The organism is Micromonospora sp. NPDC093243, assembly GCF_044753725.1.
Lineage (GTDB): Bacteria > Actinomycetota > Actinomycetes > Mycobacteriales > Micromonosporaceae > Micromonospora.
In genome coordinates this window covers 121,749-140,017 of the sequence record NZ_JBIVNT010000004.1, presented here as the reverse complement: position 1 = coordinate 140,017, position 18,269 = coordinate 121,749, and the positions used below count along the sequence as shown (strand labels likewise).

Below are 18,269 nucleotides of genomic sequence, written 5' to 3'. Positions count from 1 at the left end.
TATTCCCTCGGGTCACTGATCGCCAATCCCGATCCGGGGCACTTTCCTGCGCGATCCGGCCGGGAGCGGTCCGAGTGGGTGCCTCGGCGGACCGCATCATCGACCGCCAAAACTTGACTCATTCCAGAAAACGCGCTTGGCTGGGACGGTGCCGGCCGGGCCCGCCCCGGGGCGATCTGTCGACACCCACCACGACCCGGGCCTCAGCAGGCGAAACCCCATCAGGAGGAGAGCGATGCGCGACCCGCAGGGCAGCAAGCCGGTCCTCACGACCCGTCAGGGTCACCCGGTGCACAACAACCAGCAGCAGCGGACGGTCGGCTCGCGTGGTCCGGCGACGCTGGAGAACTACCACTTCCTCGAAAAGATCAGCCACTTCGACCGGGAGCGCATCCCGGAGCGGGTGGTGCATGCCCGCGGCTTCGTGGCGCACGGCGAGTTCGAGGCGTACGGGACGATCGGTGACGAGCCGGCCTCGGCGTACACCCGGGCCAAGCTCTTCCAGACCAAGGGCGGGAAGACCCCGGTGACCGTCCGGTTCTCCACGGTCATCGGCGGGCGGGACTCCTCCGAGGCCACCCGTGACCCGCGTGGCTTCGCGGTGAAGTTCCGCACCGAGGACGGCAACTGGGACCTGGTCGGCAACAACCTGCCGGTCTTCTTCATCCGCGACGCGATCAAGTTCCCGGACGTGATCCACGCGCTGAAGCCGGACCCGGTCACCTTCCGCCAGGAGCCGAACCGGATCTTCGACTTCATGTCGAACACGCCCGAGTCGATGCACATGCTGACCTGGCTGTTCAGCCCGCGCGGCATCCCGGCGAACTACCGCACCCAGGACGGCTTCGGGGTGAACACCTACCGGCTGGTCGACGCCGCCGGCGTGGGCGTCCTGGTCAAGTACCACTGGAAGTCGCGGCAGGGCGTCGAGTCGTTGACCGAGGAGCAGGCCGCGGCGATCCAGGCCACCGAGCTGGGCCACGCCTCGAAGGACCTCTACGAGGCGATCGAGCGCGGCGATTACCCGCAGTGGGATCTCAACGTGCAGATCATGAGCGACGACGAGCACCCGGAGCTGGACTTCGACCCGCTCGACGACACCAAGACCTGGCCCGAGGACGCGTTCCCGCTCCGCCCGGTCGGCGTGATGACGCTCAACCGCAACGTCACCAACTTCCACAACGAGAACGAGCAGCTCGCGTTCGGCACCGGCGTGCTGGTCGACGGCCTCGACTTCTCCGACGACAAGATGCTGGTCGGGCGGACCTTCTCCTACTCGGATACGCAGCGCTACCGGGTCGGCCCGAACTACCTTCAGCTGCCGATCAACGCGCCGCGCGAGGACGTCCAGGTCAACACGAACCAGGACGGTGGCCAGATGTCGTACCGGGTGGACAACCGGGGCGGTAACCCGCACATCAACTTCGAGCCGTCGTCGGTGGCCGGCCTGGAGCAGGCCGACGAGTCGTACCGGGAGTACCGCCCGTTCGTCTCCGGGCAGGTCATGCGCGCGCCGCTCGAGCGACAGAACAACTACGCCCAGGCGGGCGAGCGGTTCCGCACCATGCCCGCGTGGGAGCGGAACGACCTGGTGCAGAACCTGATCAACCTGCTGGGTCAGTGTGACAAGCACATCCAGGAGAAGATGGTCTGGCACCTCAGCCAGTGCGACGAGCAGTACGGCCGGCGGATCGCCGACGGGCTCGGCATCCCTGTCAACGCCTGATCGACCCAGCCTCGGGCGTCCCGTCGGTCACCACCGGTGGGGCGCCCGGCTTGGCGGGGGGTCCACACCGGAGCGTCGTGGTAGTCGCAACGGGCGGTAGTGCATCCGCCCGGGATTACGTATCCTTCCCAAGGCGCCCGTGCCGGTGCCCGGCGCCCGATGCCGGGAGACTGCCCCGGTGGGAGCGCTGCCCGGCCGTCGCCGGAGCCCCTCCTGCCACACGTCCGGGCGAGGTCCGATGAAAACGCGCGACTGGCCGATCCGCTCGAAGCTGACGGCGTTGGTCGTGGTGCCGGTCACCGCGCTGCTGGCGCTCTGGATCTTCGCCACAACCCTCACCTTCGGGCCGGCCCTCGACCTGCTCGCCGCGCGGACCTTCCTCTACGACCTGGGCCGTCCCGGCGAGGCGGTCGTCGCCGAGCTGCAACGCGAACGGCGGCTCACCGTCGTGCAGCTCGCCGGCGACGGGCCGCTGCCCGCCCTGGCCGAGCAGCGGCAGCGTACCGACCAGGCGATCGACGAGCTGCGTCGCCGGGCGGCGGGTGAGGCGTTGCGGGAGGCCGCCGACGGGCCGCTGGAGGCCCGGATCGAGCGGCTGGTGACCGGCCTGGACGCGCTGCCCTCCGGTCGCGACTTCATCGACCAGCGGAAACTGGACCGCGCCGGCGCCTTCGGCCTCTACACCGGAATGATCTCCTCGGCGTTCCAGACGTTCGCCGGGATGGCGGCGCTGCCCGAGCCGGACCTCAACCGGGAGGCCCTGGCGGTGACCGCGCTCGGTCGCTCCCGGGAACTGCTCGGGCAGGCCGACGCCCTGCTGGCCGGCGCGTTGACCGCCGGCCGGTTCGCCGCGGGCGAGCATGCCCAACTGGTGCAGATCATCGGCAACCAGCGGTTCCTCGCCGGGGACGCGGTGGCCGACCTGCCGGCGGCGGACCGGGCGGCGTACCAGCGGCTGACCGAGGGGGAGGCCTTCGTCCGGCTCCAGTCGATGCAGGACAGCCTGGTCGCCGCCGACCGCTCGGCCTCGCCACCGGTCGACCCGGCCGGCTGGCAGGCCAGCTACGACGCGGTCCAGCAACAGCTGCGCGAGTTCGAGCTGGCCGCGGCCGACGGGCTGACCGACCGCTCGGTGCCGACCGCGGTCCGCATCCTCGTCCGGCTCGCCGCCGCGGGGGTGCTCGGGCTGGTCGCCGTCGTGGTGTCGGTGCTGGTCGCGGTGAAGGTCGGCCGCTCGCTGGCCCGCCGGCTCACCGGGGTACGCAGCGCCGCTCTGGAGCTGGCCGAGCACCGGCTGCCCGACGTGGTGACCCGGCTGCGCCGGGGCGAGCACGTCGACGTGGCCCGGGAGGCGCCCGCGCTGGAGTACGGCGACGACGAGATCGGCCAGGTGGGCCGGGCGTTCACCGAGGTGCAGCGGACCGCGGTCCGGGCGGCGGTGGACGAGGTCACCCTGCGACGGGGACTCAACGAGGTCTTCCTCAACATCGCCCGGCGCAGCCAGGGCCTGGTGCACCGGCAGCTCGCCCTGCTGGACCGGATGGAGCGGGGCACCGAGGACCCGGACGAGCTGGCCGAGCTGTTCCAGGTGGACCACCTGGCCACGCGGCTCCGCCGGCACGCCGAGGACCTGGTCATCCTGGCCGGTGCCGCGCCCGGCCGGGGGTGGCGCAATCCGGTCGCGATGGTCGACCTGGTGCGCGGGGCGATCTCGGAGGTCGAGGCGTACGACCGGGTGGACATCACCGCCGCGCAGCCCGCGGGCGTGCTCGGGCGCGCGGTCGGCGACCTGATCCACCTGCTCGCCGAGCTGATCGAGAACGCCACCGCGTTCTCCCCGCCGGGCACCCGGGTCGTCGTCTCCGGCGAGCGGGTGGCCAACGGCTACGCGCTGGAGATCACCGATCGCGGCCTGGGCATGTCGGACGCGGCGCTGGCCGACGCCAACCGCCGGCTGACCCGCTCGCCCGAGTTCGACCCCGCCGAGAGCGCCCGGCTCGGTCTGTTCGTGGTGGCCCGGTTGGCGGCCCGGCACGCGGTGCGGGTGAGCCTGCGCCGGTCCGAGGCGGGTGGGGTGATCGCGGTGGTGCTGCTGCCCACCGACCTGATCACCGAGGAGCCGGCGCTGGCCGGCCTGGACGCCCCCGGTCGCGGACCGGGACGACCGGACCGGCGGTTGACCCGCGGCGCGCGGCGCGGCACCGTGCCCCGGCCCCGCACGGCGCGCCGCGGTGCGGCCGACGGCCCGCCGGCCATCGGCCGGTCCGCGCCGGTGCCGCCGCGCGGTGGCTCTGCCGGGCCGACGGGTGCGCTGGCCCCGGACGATCCGGCGGAGGAGCCCGCCCCGCCCACCCCGGAGACCGCGGGCGAGATCGACGGCCTGCCGCGTCGGGTCCGCCGGCGCCCGCCGGCCGCCCGCCCCCGACATCCCGCCAGCGACACGCCGACCCCACGGCCGCCGGAGGAGGTGCGCCGGATGATGTCGGCGTTGCAGTCCGGCACCATCCGGGGGCGTCAGGCCGCCGAGGCGGCCCGCCCGGGTCCCGTGCCCGACGGGGCCGGCCCGGTGCCACCCGAGGACGCCCCGCCTCCGCCGTCCGACGCCGCGGCGGCACCCGAACCCCCGACCGAGACAGAGAGGGACGCCTAGTGCGGCAATCGACGAAGCAGAGCGCCGATCTCGACTGGCTGCTCGACGACCTGGTGCAACGGGTACCGGCCGCCCGCGAGGCGGTGGTGCTCTCCGGCGACGGTCTGCTGCTCGGTGCCTCCGCCGAGCTGGACCGCGCCGACGCCGAGCACCTCTGCGCCCTGGCCTCCGGCTTCGCCAGCCTGGCCCGGGGCGCGAGCCGGCACGTGGACGGCGGTCCGGTGCGGCAGACGGTGGTGGAGATGGAGTCGGCGTACCTCTTCGTCACGGCCGCCGGGCAGGGCGCCTGCCTGGCCGTGGTGAGCGACGCCGACGCGGACATCGGCCTGGTGGCGTACGAGATGGCGATGCTGGTCATCCGGGTGGGCGAGAACCTCAGTGCGCCGGCCCGGTCGACGGCGGGTGCCGTCGATGCGGACTGAGCCGCCCGGGCCGCAGCACGAGTGGCTGGACGACGCCGCCGGCCCGGTCGTCCGCCCCTACACCCTCACCGGCGGCCGGGTCCGCTCCGCCGCCGACGGCTTCGACCTGGTCGCGTTCGTGCTGGCCGGGTCGCCCACGGACGCCGCCGACCCGCAGCTGCCGCCCGAGCACCGGCGCCTGGTCGAGCTCGCCCACCGGCCGGTTCCGGTGGCGGAGCTGGCGGCCGAGCTGGACCTCGCGGTCGGCGTGGTCCGGGTGCTCCTCGGCGACCTGCTGGCTCGTGGGCTGGTCGCGGTGCACGAGCCACCGACCGCAGCTCACCTTCCGCACGACGACATCCTCAAGGCGGTGGTCAGTGGACTCCGTGCGCTATGACCGGACGGGTGCCGGCCCCCGGATTCCGCTGGCTCTGAAGATCCTCGTCGCCGGCGGCTTCGGCGCCGGCAAGACGACGCTGGTGAGCGCGTTGAGCGAGGTCCGGCCGTTGCAGACCGAGGAGATCCTGACCGGCGCCGGGGTCGGCACCGACGATCTCTCCGGGGTGGAGGGGAAGTCCACCACCACGGTGGCGATGGACTTCGGCCGGATCACCATCAACGACGACCTCCAGCTCTACCTCTTCGGCACCCCGGGGCAGGATCGGTTCTGGTTCCTCTGGGACGAGTTGGCCTTCGGCGCGCTCGGTGCGGTGGTGCTCGCCGACACCCGCCGGCTGGCCGACTGCTTCCCCTCGATCGACTACTTCGAGCAGCGGGGCATCCCGTTCGTGGTGGGGGTGAACTGCTTCGACGACGCCCGCCGGTTCGACCTGGAGACCGTACGCCAGGCGCTGGACCTCGACCCGCACGTGCCACTGGTGCTCTGCGACGCACGGGAGCGGCAGTCCGGCAAGCTGGTGCTGATCTCGCTGGTCGAGCATGTGGCCCGGCAGCGGGGCGAGCCGGTGCCGGCGGCCTGACCGGCCCACCGCACGCCTCGCCCGCGCGACACGGGTCGCGGCTCGCCCCGAGGGCGGGCCGCGCGGGCCGCACCGGGGCGAGGCCGAAGTCAGCCGTACCGGGAGGGCTAACCGGGCGGGTTCGTGGGCAACCCTCTGGTTGGATCTGACGCAGGAGTCGGCGGAGGGCGGTAGTGGTGAGCGGTCGGAGCGAGGTCGTCCACATCGGGTGCTACACAGCGCAGAGCGGTGGGCGGGGGACCGGTGTGCTGGCCGCCCGGCGCGACCCGGCGTCCGGCGCGCTGACCCCGCTGGGCACCGTCGCGCTGACCGCGTCGCCGTCGTTCCTCGCCCGCCACCCCACCCTGCCCGTGCTGTACGCGGTGAACGAACTGCCCGACGGCGAGGTGAGCGCCTGGCGGGTCGGACCCGACGGTGAGCTGACGCCGCTGGGCAGCCGGCCGACCGGTGGTGCCGAGCCCTGCCACCTCGCCGTCGTGCCGACCGGCGGTCATCTCGTCGCGGCCAACTACGCCGGGGGCAGCGTGGCGGTCTTTCCGCTGGACCGGCAGGGCGTACCCGGCGAGCGCAGCGACCTGGTGGTGCACGAGGGGCACGGGCCCGACCCGGACCGCCAGGAACGGGCCCACGCGCACATGGTCAGCCCGGACCCGGCCGGCGGGCCGCTGCTCGCGGTCGACCTGGGCACCGACTCGGTCTACCGGTACGACCTGGACGCGGCGACCGGCCGGCTGGTGCCCCGCGCCCCACGGGTGCGGACGGCAGCCGGCGCGGGGCCGCGGCACCTGGCCCGGCATCCCGACGGCCGGCGCTGCTATCTGGTCGGCGAGCTGGACGCGACGGTCACCGAGTACGAGCTGACCGCCGACGGGTCGCTGCACCAGCGCGGCCGGGTCGACGCGAGCGGGCGGCCGGGGCACGTGCAGCCGTCGGAGGTCACGGTGCGGCCGGACGGCCGCTTCCTCTACGTCGCCAATCGGGGGGTCGGCACGATCGCGGTCTTCGACCTGCGCGGGGAGCAGCCGGAGCTGACGGCCGAAGTGGACACCGACGGCGAGTGGCCGCGGCACTTCGCGCTGATCGGCGAGCACCTCTACGTCGCCGACGAGCGGGCCGACATGATCCGGGTGTTCCGCGTCGATCCCGACAGTGGCGTGCCCGCGGCGGTCGGCGAGCCGGTGCCGGTGCCGAGCCCGACCTGTGTCCTGCCCTGAGTCGCCGCGCCACACGGCTGATGGATCTTCGTCGCCACGCGATGAGGCCAAGCCGTCACTTGCCGTAGCCAAATAGCGATCAACTGTATCTCCTCCGTAACTTTAACCCGAACGGTTGTGGCAGTTACGCGACTTGATACGCAAGATGGTCACCGTGTCAGCAGGCCGCCATCGCATGCGTTCAAAGCTCCGTGGACTCGCCGCCGCCGCTTCGGCGACGGCGCTCGTCGCCGTGACGGCGGGAGCCTGGTTCGGATATCGGGAGCTCGTTCAACCCTCCTGTTCCGGCGAGATCCAGCTCTCCGTCGCAGTGGCCTCCGAACTCGCGCCCGCGGTGGACGCCGCCGCGGGGCGGTGGGCCGAGGACGGCGCCGCGGTCGGCGGCACCTGCATCAAGGTCAATGTCTCGGCCTCGGACCCGGTCGACGTCGCCGCCGTGGTCGCCGCCAAGCACGGCGCCATCCTGGCCGGCGTGGGTCAGGCCAGCGGCACCGCGGTCACCCCCGACGTCTGGATCCCGGACTCCTCGACCTGGCTGCTGCGGCTGAAGAAGGAAGCGACCGCGTTCGCGCCGACCAACGGCGCCTCGATCGCGCGCAGCCCGGTGGTCGTCGCGATGCCCGAGCCGATCGCCGACCGGATCGGCTGGCCGGACGCGAAGCTGGGCTGGAGCGATCTGCTCAAGCAGGTCAACAGCAGCAAGCCCTTGCGTACCGGGATCGTCGAACCCACCCGTGACGCGGCCGGCCTCTCCGGCCTGATGTCGCTGACCGCGGCGGCCAGCGCGGCCGGTGGCGACTCCCAGCGGTCCACCATCGGCGCGCTGCGCGCGTTGGCGACCGGGCGCTCGGCGCTGCGCAACGACCTGCTGGCCCGGTTCCCGACCGCCGCCGACCCGACGGCGATCGCGAACGGGTTGGGCGCGGCGGCGCTCTCCGAAGAGGACGTCATCGCGTACAACAGCAAGAAGCCGCCGGTCGCGCTGGCCGCGCTCTACCTCGAGCCGGCGCCGGCGCCGCTGGACTACCCGTACGCGGTGCTGCCCGGAATCGAGCCGGCCAAGGCCTCGGCGGCTCGGGTGCTCTACGAGGTGCTCACCACGAGCGGCTTCCGGGACCGGCTCGCCGCCCAGTCGCTGCGCGCCCCGGACGGCAACTGGGGCGACGGGTTCAAGGCGCCGCAGGGTGCGCCGAGCCCGGCCGGCGGCCCGTCCAGCGCGCCGGCCAACGGCGGCGCCGCAGCGGGTGGGCTCGACCCGGTCGCGATCGACCGGGTCGTCTCCAGCTGGTCGATCGCCACCCAGACCGGCCGGATGCTCGCCGTCATCGACGTCTCCGGCTCGATGAAGGACGAGGTGCCGACCGCCAACAACCGCACCCGCGAGGAGGTCACCGTCGAGGCGGCCCGGCGCGGCCTCAGTCTCTTCGACGACTCCTGGTCGATCGGGCTCTGGACGTTCTCCACCAAGCTGGTCGGCAACCGGGACTACAAGCAACTCGTCCCAATCGCACCGCTCTCCGGCCAGCGCGACAAGCTCGAGTCGGCGCTCAGCACCATCCGGCCCTCGGACGGCAACACCGGCCTCTACGACACCATGCTCGCCGCCTACCAGGAGGTGCAGCGGGACTGGCAGGCCGGCCGGGTGAACTCGGTGGTCCTCTTCACCGACGGCAAGAACGAGGACGACAACGGCATCAGCCAGCAGAAGCTGCTCTCCGAGTTGAAGCGGGTCGCCGACCCGGAACGGCCGGTGCAGGTCATCATCATCGGTATCGGTGAGGGCGTCAGCAAGGCGGAGCTGGACTCGATCACGAACGTCACCGGCGGTGGCAGCTTCGTCACCAAGAACCCGACCGAGATCGGCGGCATCTTCCTCAAGGCCATCGCGTTGCGGCCACCGGCGCCGCGCTGACTGGTCGAACAGTCGAAGAGGGGCCCGTCGTACCGCTGGATCCGGTACGGCGGGCCCTTTTCGTGAGCGCCGGGCTCGGGAAAAGTGACGGCAATACGTCGGAAGCAATCGGCGACCATAGTTGTCGGTGCAGGATGTCGACGTATCCCCGGCGTCCTCGGCCCACCTCGGGTCCGATCGTCGACCTGGGCCGTCCTGAGCGAAGTGGGAGGGCTGGTGACCTCGGCTACGCTGCTGACCCCCGCCAGGACGCCGTCGAAGCTGGACGGCACCCCGTCTGGCCTCGTGGCGCGCGCCGACGAGCGGGCCTACGTCCGAGTCCTCGTGGTGCTGGACACCACCGTCCTGACCGTCGCGCTGCTGGTGGGCTACCTGGCCCGCTTCGGCAACGAGGAACCGAGCGGGTCGAAGATCCCGTACGTGCTGGTCGCCCCGGGGCTGGTGCTCGCCTGGCTGGTCTCGCTCAAGGCGCTCGGCTGCTACGACGACCGGGTGATCGGTTACGGCGCCGACGAGTACCGCCGGGTCAGCATGGCGAGCCTGCGCCTCGCCGGCGGGATCGCCATCGTCGGTTACATCGCCGACGTGGGCGTCTCCCGGGGCTTCCTGGGCATCTCCTTCGCGCTCGGCACGGTCGGTCTCGAGGTGGCCCGGTTCGCCGCGCGTAAGCGGCTGCACCGGGCCCGGTCCAAGGGCAGCGGCTGGTCGCGCAAGGTGCTGGTGGTCGGCGACACCGCACACGTGCTGGAGCTGGTGCACACCCTGCGCCGCGAGCCGTACGCCGGCTACCAGGTGGTCGGGGCATGCATCCCGGACGCGCTGCTGGCGCCGGTGGCGCAGCGCCTGGGCGACGTGCCGGTGGTCGGGTCGTTCCGGGGCATCCCGGAGGCGGCCACCGCGATCGGCGCGGACACCGTCGCGGTCACCGCGTCCGGCGAGCTGACCGGCACCCGGCTGCGCCGGCTCGGCTGGCAGCTCGAGGGGACCGGCATCGACCTGGTGGTGGCGCCCGCGCTGACCGACGTCGCGGGGCCCCGGATCCACACCCGGCCGGTCGCCGGGCTGCCGCTGATCCACGTCGAGGCCCCCGAGTTCCGGGGCGTCCGCAAGCTCGTCAAGGGGTTCGTCGACCGCGCCGCCGCCACGGTGGCGCTGACGCTGCTGCTGCCGCTGCTCGCGGCCGTCGCGTTGGCCATCCGGCTGGGCAGCCGGGGGCCGGTGATCTTCCGCCAGACCCGGGTCGGCCAGGGTGGGCGCGAGTTCGGCGTCTGGAAGTTCCGCACCATGGTGGTCAACGCGGACGAGCTGCTGGCCGAGCTGGTCGCCCGCAACGAGACCGACGGCCTGATGTTCAAGATGCGCGACGACCCGCGGGTCACCCGGGTCGGCCGGCTGCTGCGCAAGTGGTCGCTGGACGAGTTGCCGCAGCTGGTCAATGTCCTGCTCGGCCAGATGAGCCTGGTCGGCCCCCGCCCGCCGCTGCCGTCCGAGGTGGCCCGCTACGACGGCGACGTGGCCCGGCGGCTGCTGGTGAAGCCGGGCATGACCGGGCTCTGGCAGGTCAGCGGCCGCTCCGACCTCAGCTGGGAGGACGGCATCCGGCTCGACCTCTACTACGTGGAGAACTGGTCTCTCGCCGCCGACCTCACCATCCTCTGGAAGACCTTCGGCGCGGTGCTCAACAGCCGCGGCGCCTACTGACCTCGACGCCGGTCAGGGCTGCGGGCCGGTCCAGTCCAGGCAGACCACCACGGCGTCGTCGACCAGGTCGCCGGCCACGAACGCGCGCAGGTCGCCGAGGAGCGACCGCACGGCGTCCAGCGGCTCCATCGGCCCCGTCCGGCGCAGGAACCGGTCCAGTGCCGTCTCGCCGTACCGCTTGTGGTGCCCGGTGGCGTCGACGACCCCGTCGCTGACCACGAAGAGTCGATCCCCGCGGCGCAGGGTGAACCGCTGCTCCCGGTAGTCGGTCGCCTCGAACATGCCGAGCGGGAACTGCGCCTCCAGCGGCTGCTCGGTGACCTCGCCGTCGCGCAGCCGGATCAGCCGGGGGGAACCGGCGTCGACGACGGTCATCTCCCCGCCGGCAAGGTCCAGCTCCATCAGCAGGACGGAGAGGTACTGGCTGCCCCGGTGCAGGTCGTAGATCGCCTGGTCGGCGAGGGCGGCCTGGTCGGCCAGGGAGAGCCCGCCCCGACGGGCGTTGCGCAGGGCGCTGGTGACCAGCGCGGTGAGCATCGACGCGGCCACCCCCTCGCCCATGCCGTTGATGGTGGAGAGCCACAGCCGATGCCCGTCGTCGGACCAGTCGAAGCTGTCGCCGCGCACCGCGTACGCCGGCTCCAGCTGCCCGGCCAGGCTGAACGCCGGCCGGCTCCGGCTGCGCCCGGGGAGCAGCTCCCACTGCATCTCGGCGGCGAGGGTCAGCCGTTGGCTGCGCTGGGCCGCCCGGTAGACGTCGGTGCCGGCCGAGACGGCGGTGATCTCGTGGGCGAGCGCGGTGGCGATCTCGGCCAGCTCACCGAGCACGGTCGGCTCCTCCGGCACCGGCGACAGCCGCAGGACGCCGCGACGCTCGCCGCGCATGCTCACCGGGAAGTAGCCGACGTCCTCGCTGAGCACCGGCTCCTGGTGGTCGAAGCAGCGCCACGCCGGATGGCCGGGACCGCTGACCGGCTCGCCCTCGCCGAGCGGCATCAGCAGCGCGAGCCGGTAGTCGACCTGGAGCAGCTCGCACTCGGTGACCCGGTACGACCGGGCGACGACCTCGCCGATCCGCTCCACGAGCAGATCGGCGGGCGAGTCAGTTAGCGCGCCTCGTGCCCGGTTGACCGGTTCGCTCATGCCCGCTCCTTGATCGCAAGCTCAACCACACCATCTTCGGAGTAGTCTCGGGCCACCATGGCCGAACTGCATGGTCCTCCGGACCCCGAAACGAGTATGGCCGCCGCGTTGGACGTGGCGGCGGGCGCCCTGCTGACCGTGTGGGAGGCGGCGCGGGAGCGGACGACCAGCCGGGTCTCCGGCGCCCAGTTGCGGGCGGTGATGGTGGTCGAGCAGCACGACGGGATCAACCTCCGCCGGCTCGCCAGCCGCCTCGACATGCTGCTCAGCTCGGCCAGCCGGCTCTGCGACCGGCTGGTGGCCGCGGGAATGCTGGAGCGCGAGCCCGGCCGGCTCGACCGCCGGGAGATCTCGCTGCACCTCACCCCGGAGGCTCGACGGCTCCTCGCCGAACTGCGTGACGACCGGCGGGAGCAGCTGGCCCGGATCATCGACGGGATGACGCCGGAGGGCCGGACGGCGCTGCTGCACGGGATGCGGGAGTTCGACGAGACGGCCCGCCGGCAGGAGGCGCGGTCCGCGCCGGCGGAACCGGTGCCGGTCCGGCCGGAGCGGCTCGACGGCCGGGGTCACTCGCTCCCGGCACCCCGCGAATGGCCGGCGGACGAGCCGCCGGTGGCCCGTACGGCCTGATCAGGCCGGCTCGTCCGGGCGCACGGCGAGCATCGCCACGTCGTCGTCGCCCTGCCCGGCCTGCCACTCGTCCACCGAGCGGAGCAGCCGGTCGACCAGCGCGGCCGGGGACAGCCCGGCCGCCGCGGCGAGCATCGCCCGCAGCCGCGCCTCCCCGAGCGGCTCCCCGCCGTCGGGGCCCCCGCGCGCCCCGGTGACCCCGTCGGTGTAGGTCAGCAGCAGCTCACCCGGGGCGAGCCGCACCTGCGTCGCGACGAACCGGGTGGTGGGCAGCGCGCCGACCGCCATCCCGCCGACGGCGACCGGGGTCACCGTCCCGTCGGCGCGCCGCAGCAGTGGCGCCGGGTGCCCGCCGCCGGCCACCCGGACGTGCAGGCCCCCCGTGGGCAGCCGGTCCAGGGCGCCGAGCAGCAAGCTGGTGAACTGGCTGCGCCGGGCGGCGTCGGGCGCGTCCAGCAGCGCCCGGTTGAGCAGCCCGATCAGCTCCAGCGGGCGCTGTTCGACCAGGCGCAGGGTCTGCAACGACTGGCGCACCCGGCCGGTGAGCACTGCCGCCCCGACGCCCTTGCCGCTGACGTCGCCGATGGCGAACATCGCCCCCTGCCCGGTGGGGAAGACGTCGTAGAAGCCGCCGCCGATGCGCAGGCTGTCACCCGCGGCGCGGTAGCCGCCGGCGAGGGTGAGCCCCGCGAGGGCCGGCAGCGCCGGCGGGAGCAGGCTGTCGTGCAGTACCCGGGCCAGATGTGCCTGCGCGCCGTAGAGCTCGGCGGTGGACAGGGCGGCTCCGGCCCGGGCCGCGAACTCGCGGCCCAGCTCGACGTCGCGCCGGTCGAAGCCCGTCCGGCCGGCCCGGCGGAGCAGCAGCAGGGCGCCGGCGGCGCCCGCGGGCCCGGGCATCGGGCTGACCAGCACCGTGCCGAGGGTGTCGAAGTCGGCGGGCAGCAGCGGGGCCAGCGCGGCGCGCGCGGCCGCCGGCCACCCATCCGGTTCGACGGGCTCGCCGGCCAGCGCCTCGGCGACTCCCGGGAGCCCGCCGGTCAGCTCCGGCGGGCCCACGCCGGCGACCGGGCCCGGCTCACCGTCGGCGTGCCGGTGCCAGTGCGGGCGGGCATCGCCGGGCGGGGGCGGATGGTGCAGCGCCACGGCGGCATCGGCCAAGTAGGGGATGGCGAGTGTGACGGCGGCCCGCAGGACCTGATCCCGGTCCAGGGAGAGCCCGAGCCGGCTGCCGGCCTGGGCGAGGAACGCGGTGCGGGACCGCTCGGCCCGCAGGGCCTCGTCGCGCGCGTGCTCCTCGGTGACGTCCCGGACGTACCAGGCGTACCGGCCACCCGCCAGCTCTCGCCGGGCGCCGCGCAACCGGCGGCCACGGTGTTCGGTGTCGAACTCGGCGGCGCGGTCGCGGACCGCCCGGGCCAGGCCGGGCACCGGGCACCCGGCCAGCGCGTCACCCGGCACGATCTCCGGGAGCAGTTCGGCCGCCATCGCGTTGACCAGGGTGACCACGCCCGCGCCGTCGGTGGTGAGCACCGCCTCGGCCAGCCCGTCCAGCAACTCCCGGGCCAGCCCCGGGTCGGCCGGCGGCGCGGCACGCGGGGACCGCGGGGCCGGTGGGCAGGCCCTCCCGGCACCGTCGCCGACCGGACCGCTGACGCCGTCCTGGCGGGTCGCGGTCACCGCGGGTCGCCGGGCGCCCCGGTCTGTCGACCTGTCCGCATGCTGGTCCTGCACTCCTCGGCTGGGGATCGTTGCCTGCCAGCAAGCGTACCGAGGACGGCACCCGAACGCGCAGGCGCGCGGCCCGTCCGCCCGGCGGATCGACCGCAGGTCAACGAGGGGTGGGTCAGCCGACCCGGGCCAGCCAGCCGGCGGGCCGCGCGATGATCCGGCGGACCACCGAACCGGCGGCGCCCAGCACGGCGGCGTCCGCACCGAGCGTCGCCGGCCGGACGGTGACCGGCGACCAGGCCGCGGTCAGCACCCGACGGGAGATCTCGGCGAGCACCGGCGACTGCAGCCACGGGGTGAGCGGGGCGTAACCACCGCCGAGGACCACGGTGTCCAGGTCGAGCAGGTTCACCACGCTGGCGACCGCGACGCCGAGCGCGACGCCCGCCTCGTCCAGCGCGCGCAGTGCGTGCTCGGCGCCGGCGCCGGCCAGCTCGGCGAGCCGGGTCGCGGCGGTGTCCGCCGGCAGGTCGGCCCCGGCCAGGCCGGCGGCGGCCAGGATGGCCTCCTGGCCGGCGTACTGCTCCAGGCAGCCCCGCCCGCCGCATCGGCACGGCCGCCCCTCGGGACGGATCGGGATGTGCCCGATCTCGCCGCTCCAGCCCCGGGCGCCCCGGAACAGGGCGCCGTCGAGCACGATCCCGGCGCCGATGCCGACCTCACCGGAGATGTGCAGGAAGCTGGCGGGCCCGGCGGGGCCGGCGTGCAGCTCGCCGAGCGCGGCCAGATTGGCCTCGTTGTCGACCACCAGCGGCGGTACGCCGTCGACCTGCTCGGTCAACGGCGGGTGCCCGGCGAGCACGGCGGGTACGGGCACGTCCCGCCAGCCCAGGTTCGGCGCCAGCCGCACCACGCCCGCGTCGTCGACCAGGCCGGGCACGGCGAGCGCCGCGCCGGCCAGGGTGAGGCCCTGCGCCGCGGCGTCGGCGCGCGCCCGGCCGGCCAGCTCGACCAGGCGGGCGAGCGCGTCGGCGGGGGAGACCGGACGCAGGTCGGCGCGGTGCACGGTGTGGTGCCGGAGCTGGCCGGCCAGGTCCACCACGCAGACGGCCAGGTAGTCGACGTTGACCTCCAGGCCGAGCCCGGCCGGGCCGTCGCCGGCCAGCACCAGGCCACGGGCGGGGCGACCGGCCCCGGCGCGGGGGGCCGGTTCGGCCTCGGTGACCAGCCGACCGGTGATCAGGTCCTCGACCACCGCGGAGACGGTGGCCCGGGTGAGACCGGTCTCGGCGGCCAGGTCGGCCCGGGACGGCGGGCGTTCGGCGGCCGCGATCCGGCCGAGCACCACGGCGAGGTTCAGCTCGCGCAGGCTGCCCTGCCGGACCGCGCCGGCCGGGGCGGAGGTAGACGTCACCCCTTGACACTGCCACAGGTCAAGCAAATAATTCAATCGCTGAACAAATAGTTGACCGCACCCCGGAGGCTGCCATGGCACCCCGTCCCACCCCCGCCGACAAGTTCTCCTTCGGGCTCTGGACCGTGGGCTGGCAGGCGCGCGATCCGTTCGGTGACGCCACCCGCCCGGAGCTGGACCCGGTCGAGGCGGTGCACCGGCTCGCCGAGCTCGGCGCGTACGGCGTCACCTTCCACGACGACGACCTGATCCCGTTCGGCGTCGACGCCGCCACCCGCGACCAGCACATCGCCCGGTTCCGCAAGGCCCTCGACGAGACCGGCCTGGTGGTGCCGATGGTCACCACCAACCTCTTCACCCACCCGGTCTTCAAGGACGGCGGCTTCACCAGCAACGACCGCGAGGTTCGCCGCTACGCGCTGCGCAAGGTGCTGCGCAACGTCGACCTGGCCGCCGAGCTGGGTGCCAAGACCTTCGTGATGTGGGGCGGCCGGGAGGGCTCCGAGTACGACGTGGCCAAGGACGTGCGTGCCGCGCTGGAGCGCTACCGCGAGTCCGTCGACCTGCTCACCCAGTACGTCATCGACCGCGGCTACGACCTGCGCTTCGCGCTCGAGCCCAAGCCGAACGAGCCGCGCGGCGACATCCTGCTGCCCACCGTCGGGCACGCGCTGGCCTTCATCTCCACCCTGGCGCACCCCGAGCTTGTCGGCCTCAACCCCGAGGTGGGCCACGAGCAGATGGCCGGGCTGAACTACGCCCACGGCATCGCCCAGGCGCTCTGGCAGGGCAAGCTGTTCCACCTCGACCTCAACGGCCAGCGCGGCATCAAGTACGACCAGGACCTGGTCTTCGGCCACGGCGACCTGATGAACGCGTTCGCCCTGGTCGACCTGCTGGAGAACGGCGGCCCGGCGGGCGGGCCGGCGTACGACGGGCCGCGGCACTTCGACTACAAGCCGTCCCGGACCGAGGACATCGCGGGCGTGTGGGCGTCGGCCGAGGCGAACATGGCAACCTACCTGCTGCTCAAGGAGCGGGCCGCGGCGTTCCGCGCCGACCCCGAGGTGATCGAGGCGCTCGCCGCCAGCAAGGTCGGCGAGCTGGCCGTGCCGACGCTCGGCGACGGGGAGAGCTACACCGAGCTGCTGGCCGACCGGTCCGCCTTCGAGGAGTTCGACGTGGACGCGGTCGCGGCCCGGGGCTTCGGCTTCGTCCGGCTCAACCAGCTCGCCGTCGAGCACCTGCTCGGCGCGCGCTGAGGCGGGGTCACCATGCCGCTCGTCGCGGGGGTGGACTCGTCCACCCAGTCCAGCAAGGTGGTGATCCGGGACGCGGAGACCGGCGCCCTGGTCCGCGAGGGCCGGGCGCCGCACCCGGACGGCACCGAGGTTGATCCGGCAGCCTGGTGGACGGCCCTGCGGTCGGCGGTCGACGCCGCCGGCGGCCTGGCCGACGTGGCGGCCGTCTCGGTCGGCGGTCAGCAGCACGGCATGGTCGCGCTGGACGAGGACGGCAGCGTGGTCCGGCCCGCCCTGCTCTGGAACGACACCCGCTCCGCCGGTGCCGCCGCGGACCTGATCGAGGAGGCCGGCGGCGGCGAGGCGGGGCGGCGGTTCTGGGCCGAGGCGGTGGGCAGCGTGCCGGTGGCCAGCTTCACCGCCACCAAGCTGCGCTGGCTGGCCCGGCACGAGCCGGAGAACGCCGACCGGGTGGCCGCGGTCTGCCTGCCGCACGACTGGCTCACCTGGCGGCTGGCCGGGGCGGTCGACCTGGCCGGGATCCGCACCGACCGAGGTGACGCCAGCGGCACCGGCTACTGGTCGCCGACGACCGGGGAATACCGATTCGACCTGCTTGAGCAGGCCTTCGGCCGCCGTCTGCGGGTGCCGACCGTGCTCGGCCCGGCCGACCCGGCCGGGGAGCTGCATGTCGGCGCCCTGGCCGCCGACGGCGTGCCGGGCGGCGCCACCGGCGGTGGCGCGCTGCTCGGCCCGGGCACCGGCGACAACGCCGCCGCCGCGCTCGGCGTCGGCGCCGGCCCCGGCGACGTGGTGATCTCGATCGGCACCTCCGGGACGGTGTTCAGCGTCGCCGAGGGTCCGTCCGCCGACCCGACCGGCACCGTGGCCGGCTTCGCCGACGCCACCGGCCGGTTCCTGCCGCTGGTCGCCACGCTCAACGCGGCCCGGGTGCTCAACGCCGCCGCGTCGATGCTCGGGGTGAGCCTGGACGAGTTGGCCGAGCTGGCCCTCTCCGCGCCGGCCGGCGCGCAAGGGCTGGTGATGGTCCCCTACCTGGAGGGCGAGCGGACCCCGAACCGGCCGTCGGCCACCGGCGCGGTGCACGGGCTGACCCTGCGGACGTCCACCCCGGCGCATCTCGCCCGGGCGGCCGTCGAGGGCATGCTCTGCGCGCTCGCCGACGGGTTGGACGCCGTGATCGCCCAGGGCGTGGCGGTCCGCCGGGTGATCCTGGTCGGTGGCGGGGCGCGGTCGGCCGCGGTGCGCCGGATCGCTCCGCAGGTCTTCGGTTGCCCCGTGGTGGTCCCACCGCCCGGCGAGTACGTCGCCGACGGGGCGGCTCGCCAGGCCGCCTGGGTCGCCCTGGGCGGCGCGGCGGCGCCGGAGTGGAGCCCGGCCGGCACCGAGGAGTACGACGCCGAGCCGGTACCCGCCGTCCGGGCCCGGTACGCCGAGGCCCGGGATCATGTGATCGACCGCTGAAGCGTTCCGTTATCGATCTGCAACGATAACTTTTGGTCATGAGCCCCCGGTCGTCCCGACCGGGGGCTCGTCCGTAGGCGCAGCTCGCCGTCCGGATCGGC

Annotated in this window: 14 protein-coding genes; 11 read left to right on the top strand and 3 right to left on the bottom strand. The window is 74.0% G+C overall.

The features are described from left to right. Positions 1-235 precede the first annotated feature (235 nt). The 8 genes from ACIP9D_RS14440 to ACIP9D_RS14405 all read left to right on the top strand — a co-directional run bounded on the left by ACIP9D_RS14440 (position 236) and on the right by ACIP9D_RS14405 (position 10,584). Entirely contained in the window at positions 236-1,726 is a 1,491-nt protein-coding gene (locus ACIP9D_RS14440) for a catalase (protein WP_350871891.1), read from the top strand. Positions 1,727-1,964: 238 nt separating this feature from the next. Further along, complete coding sequence (locus tag ACIP9D_RS14435; RefSeq protein ID WP_350871893.1) at positions 1,965-4,376, top strand: nitrate- and nitrite sensing domain-containing protein; 2,412 nt, start codon at positions 1,965-1,967, stop codon at positions 4,374-4,376. After that, entirely contained in the window at positions 4,376-4,798 is a 423-nt protein-coding gene (locus ACIP9D_RS14430; protein ID WP_350871895.1) for a roadblock/LC7 domain-containing protein, read from the top strand. The genes ACIP9D_RS14435 and ACIP9D_RS14430 overlap by 1 nt, the downstream gene beginning before the upstream one ends. Continuing rightward, entirely contained in the window at positions 4,788-5,174 is a 387-nt protein-coding gene (locus tag ACIP9D_RS14425; RefSeq protein WP_350871897.1) for a DUF742 domain-containing protein, read from the top strand. Before ACIP9D_RS14430 ends, ACIP9D_RS14425 begins: the two co-directional genes overlap by 11 nt. After that, positions 5,155-5,757 carry an ATP/GTP-binding protein gene (locus ACIP9D_RS14420; protein ID WP_350871898.1) on the top strand — a complete coding sequence of 201 codons (603 nt, stop codon included), beginning with the start codon at positions 5,155-5,157 and terminating at the stop codon, positions 5,755-5,757. Before ACIP9D_RS14425 ends, ACIP9D_RS14420 begins: the two co-directional genes overlap by 20 nt. Before the next feature lie 176 nt (positions 5,758-5,933). Next, the gene (locus ACIP9D_RS14415; protein ID WP_350871900.1) at positions 5,934-6,971 is read left to right on the top strand and encodes a lactonase family protein; all 1,038 of its coding nucleotides are present in this window, start codon (positions 5,934-5,936) and stop codon (positions 6,969-6,971) included. 154 nt (positions 6,972-7,125) lie between these two features. Further along, positions 7,126-8,883: a substrate-binding domain-containing protein gene (locus tag ACIP9D_RS14410; protein ID WP_350871901.1), complete on the top strand. Its 1,758-nt coding sequence runs from the start codon at positions 7,126-7,128 to the stop codon at positions 8,881-8,883. 216 nt (positions 8,884-9,099) lie between these two features. Then, entirely contained in the window at positions 9,100-10,584 is a 1,485-nt protein-coding gene (locus ACIP9D_RS14405) for a sugar transferase (protein WP_350871902.1), read from the top strand. 12 nt (positions 10,585-10,596) lie between these two features. Here the strand turns inward: ACIP9D_RS14405 and ACIP9D_RS14400 are convergent, their stop codons facing one another. Continuing rightward, on the bottom strand, positions 10,597-11,727 hold the full coding sequence (locus ACIP9D_RS14400) for a PP2C family protein-serine/threonine phosphatase (protein WP_350871903.1): 1,131 nt from the start codon (positions 11,725-11,727) through the stop codon (positions 10,597-10,599). A 57-nt stretch (positions 11,728-11,784) separates the two neighbouring features. Between ACIP9D_RS14400 and ACIP9D_RS14395 the strand changes: the two genes are divergently transcribed. Then, positions 11,785-12,360 (top strand): MarR family transcriptional regulator, encoded by a 576-nt coding sequence (locus ACIP9D_RS14395; RefSeq protein WP_350871905.1) that lies wholly within the window; start codon positions 11,785-11,787, stop codon positions 12,358-12,360. Here the strand turns inward: ACIP9D_RS14395 and ACIP9D_RS14390 are convergent, their stop codons facing one another. Continuing rightward, positions 12,361-14,037, bottom strand: a complete 1,677-nt coding sequence (locus tag ACIP9D_RS14390; RefSeq protein ID WP_350871907.1) for a PP2C family protein-serine/threonine phosphatase — start codon at positions 14,035-14,037, stop codon at positions 12,361-12,363. It abuts the gene before it with no gap. A gap of 166 nt (positions 14,038-14,203) precedes the next feature. Beyond that, the gene (locus tag ACIP9D_RS14385) at positions 14,204-15,442 is read right to left on the bottom strand and encodes an ROK family protein (protein ID WP_350871909.1); all 1,239 of its coding nucleotides are present in this window, start codon (positions 15,440-15,442) and stop codon (positions 14,204-14,206) included. Between the two features lie 74 nt (positions 15,443-15,516). On the opposite strand from ACIP9D_RS14385, the gene xylA reads away from it, so the two are divergent. Next, on the top strand, positions 15,517-16,704 hold the full coding sequence (gene xylA, locus ACIP9D_RS14380; protein ID WP_350871911.1) for a xylose isomerase: 1,188 nt from the start codon (positions 15,517-15,519) through the stop codon (positions 16,702-16,704). 12 nt (positions 16,705-16,716) lie between these two features. Further along, positions 16,717-18,168, top strand: coding sequence for a xylulokinase (gene xylB / locus ACIP9D_RS14375; protein WP_350871913.1), 1,452 nt, complete (start codon positions 16,717-16,719; stop codon positions 18,166-18,168). The last annotated feature ends 101 nt before the right edge of the window (positions 18,169-18,269 follow it).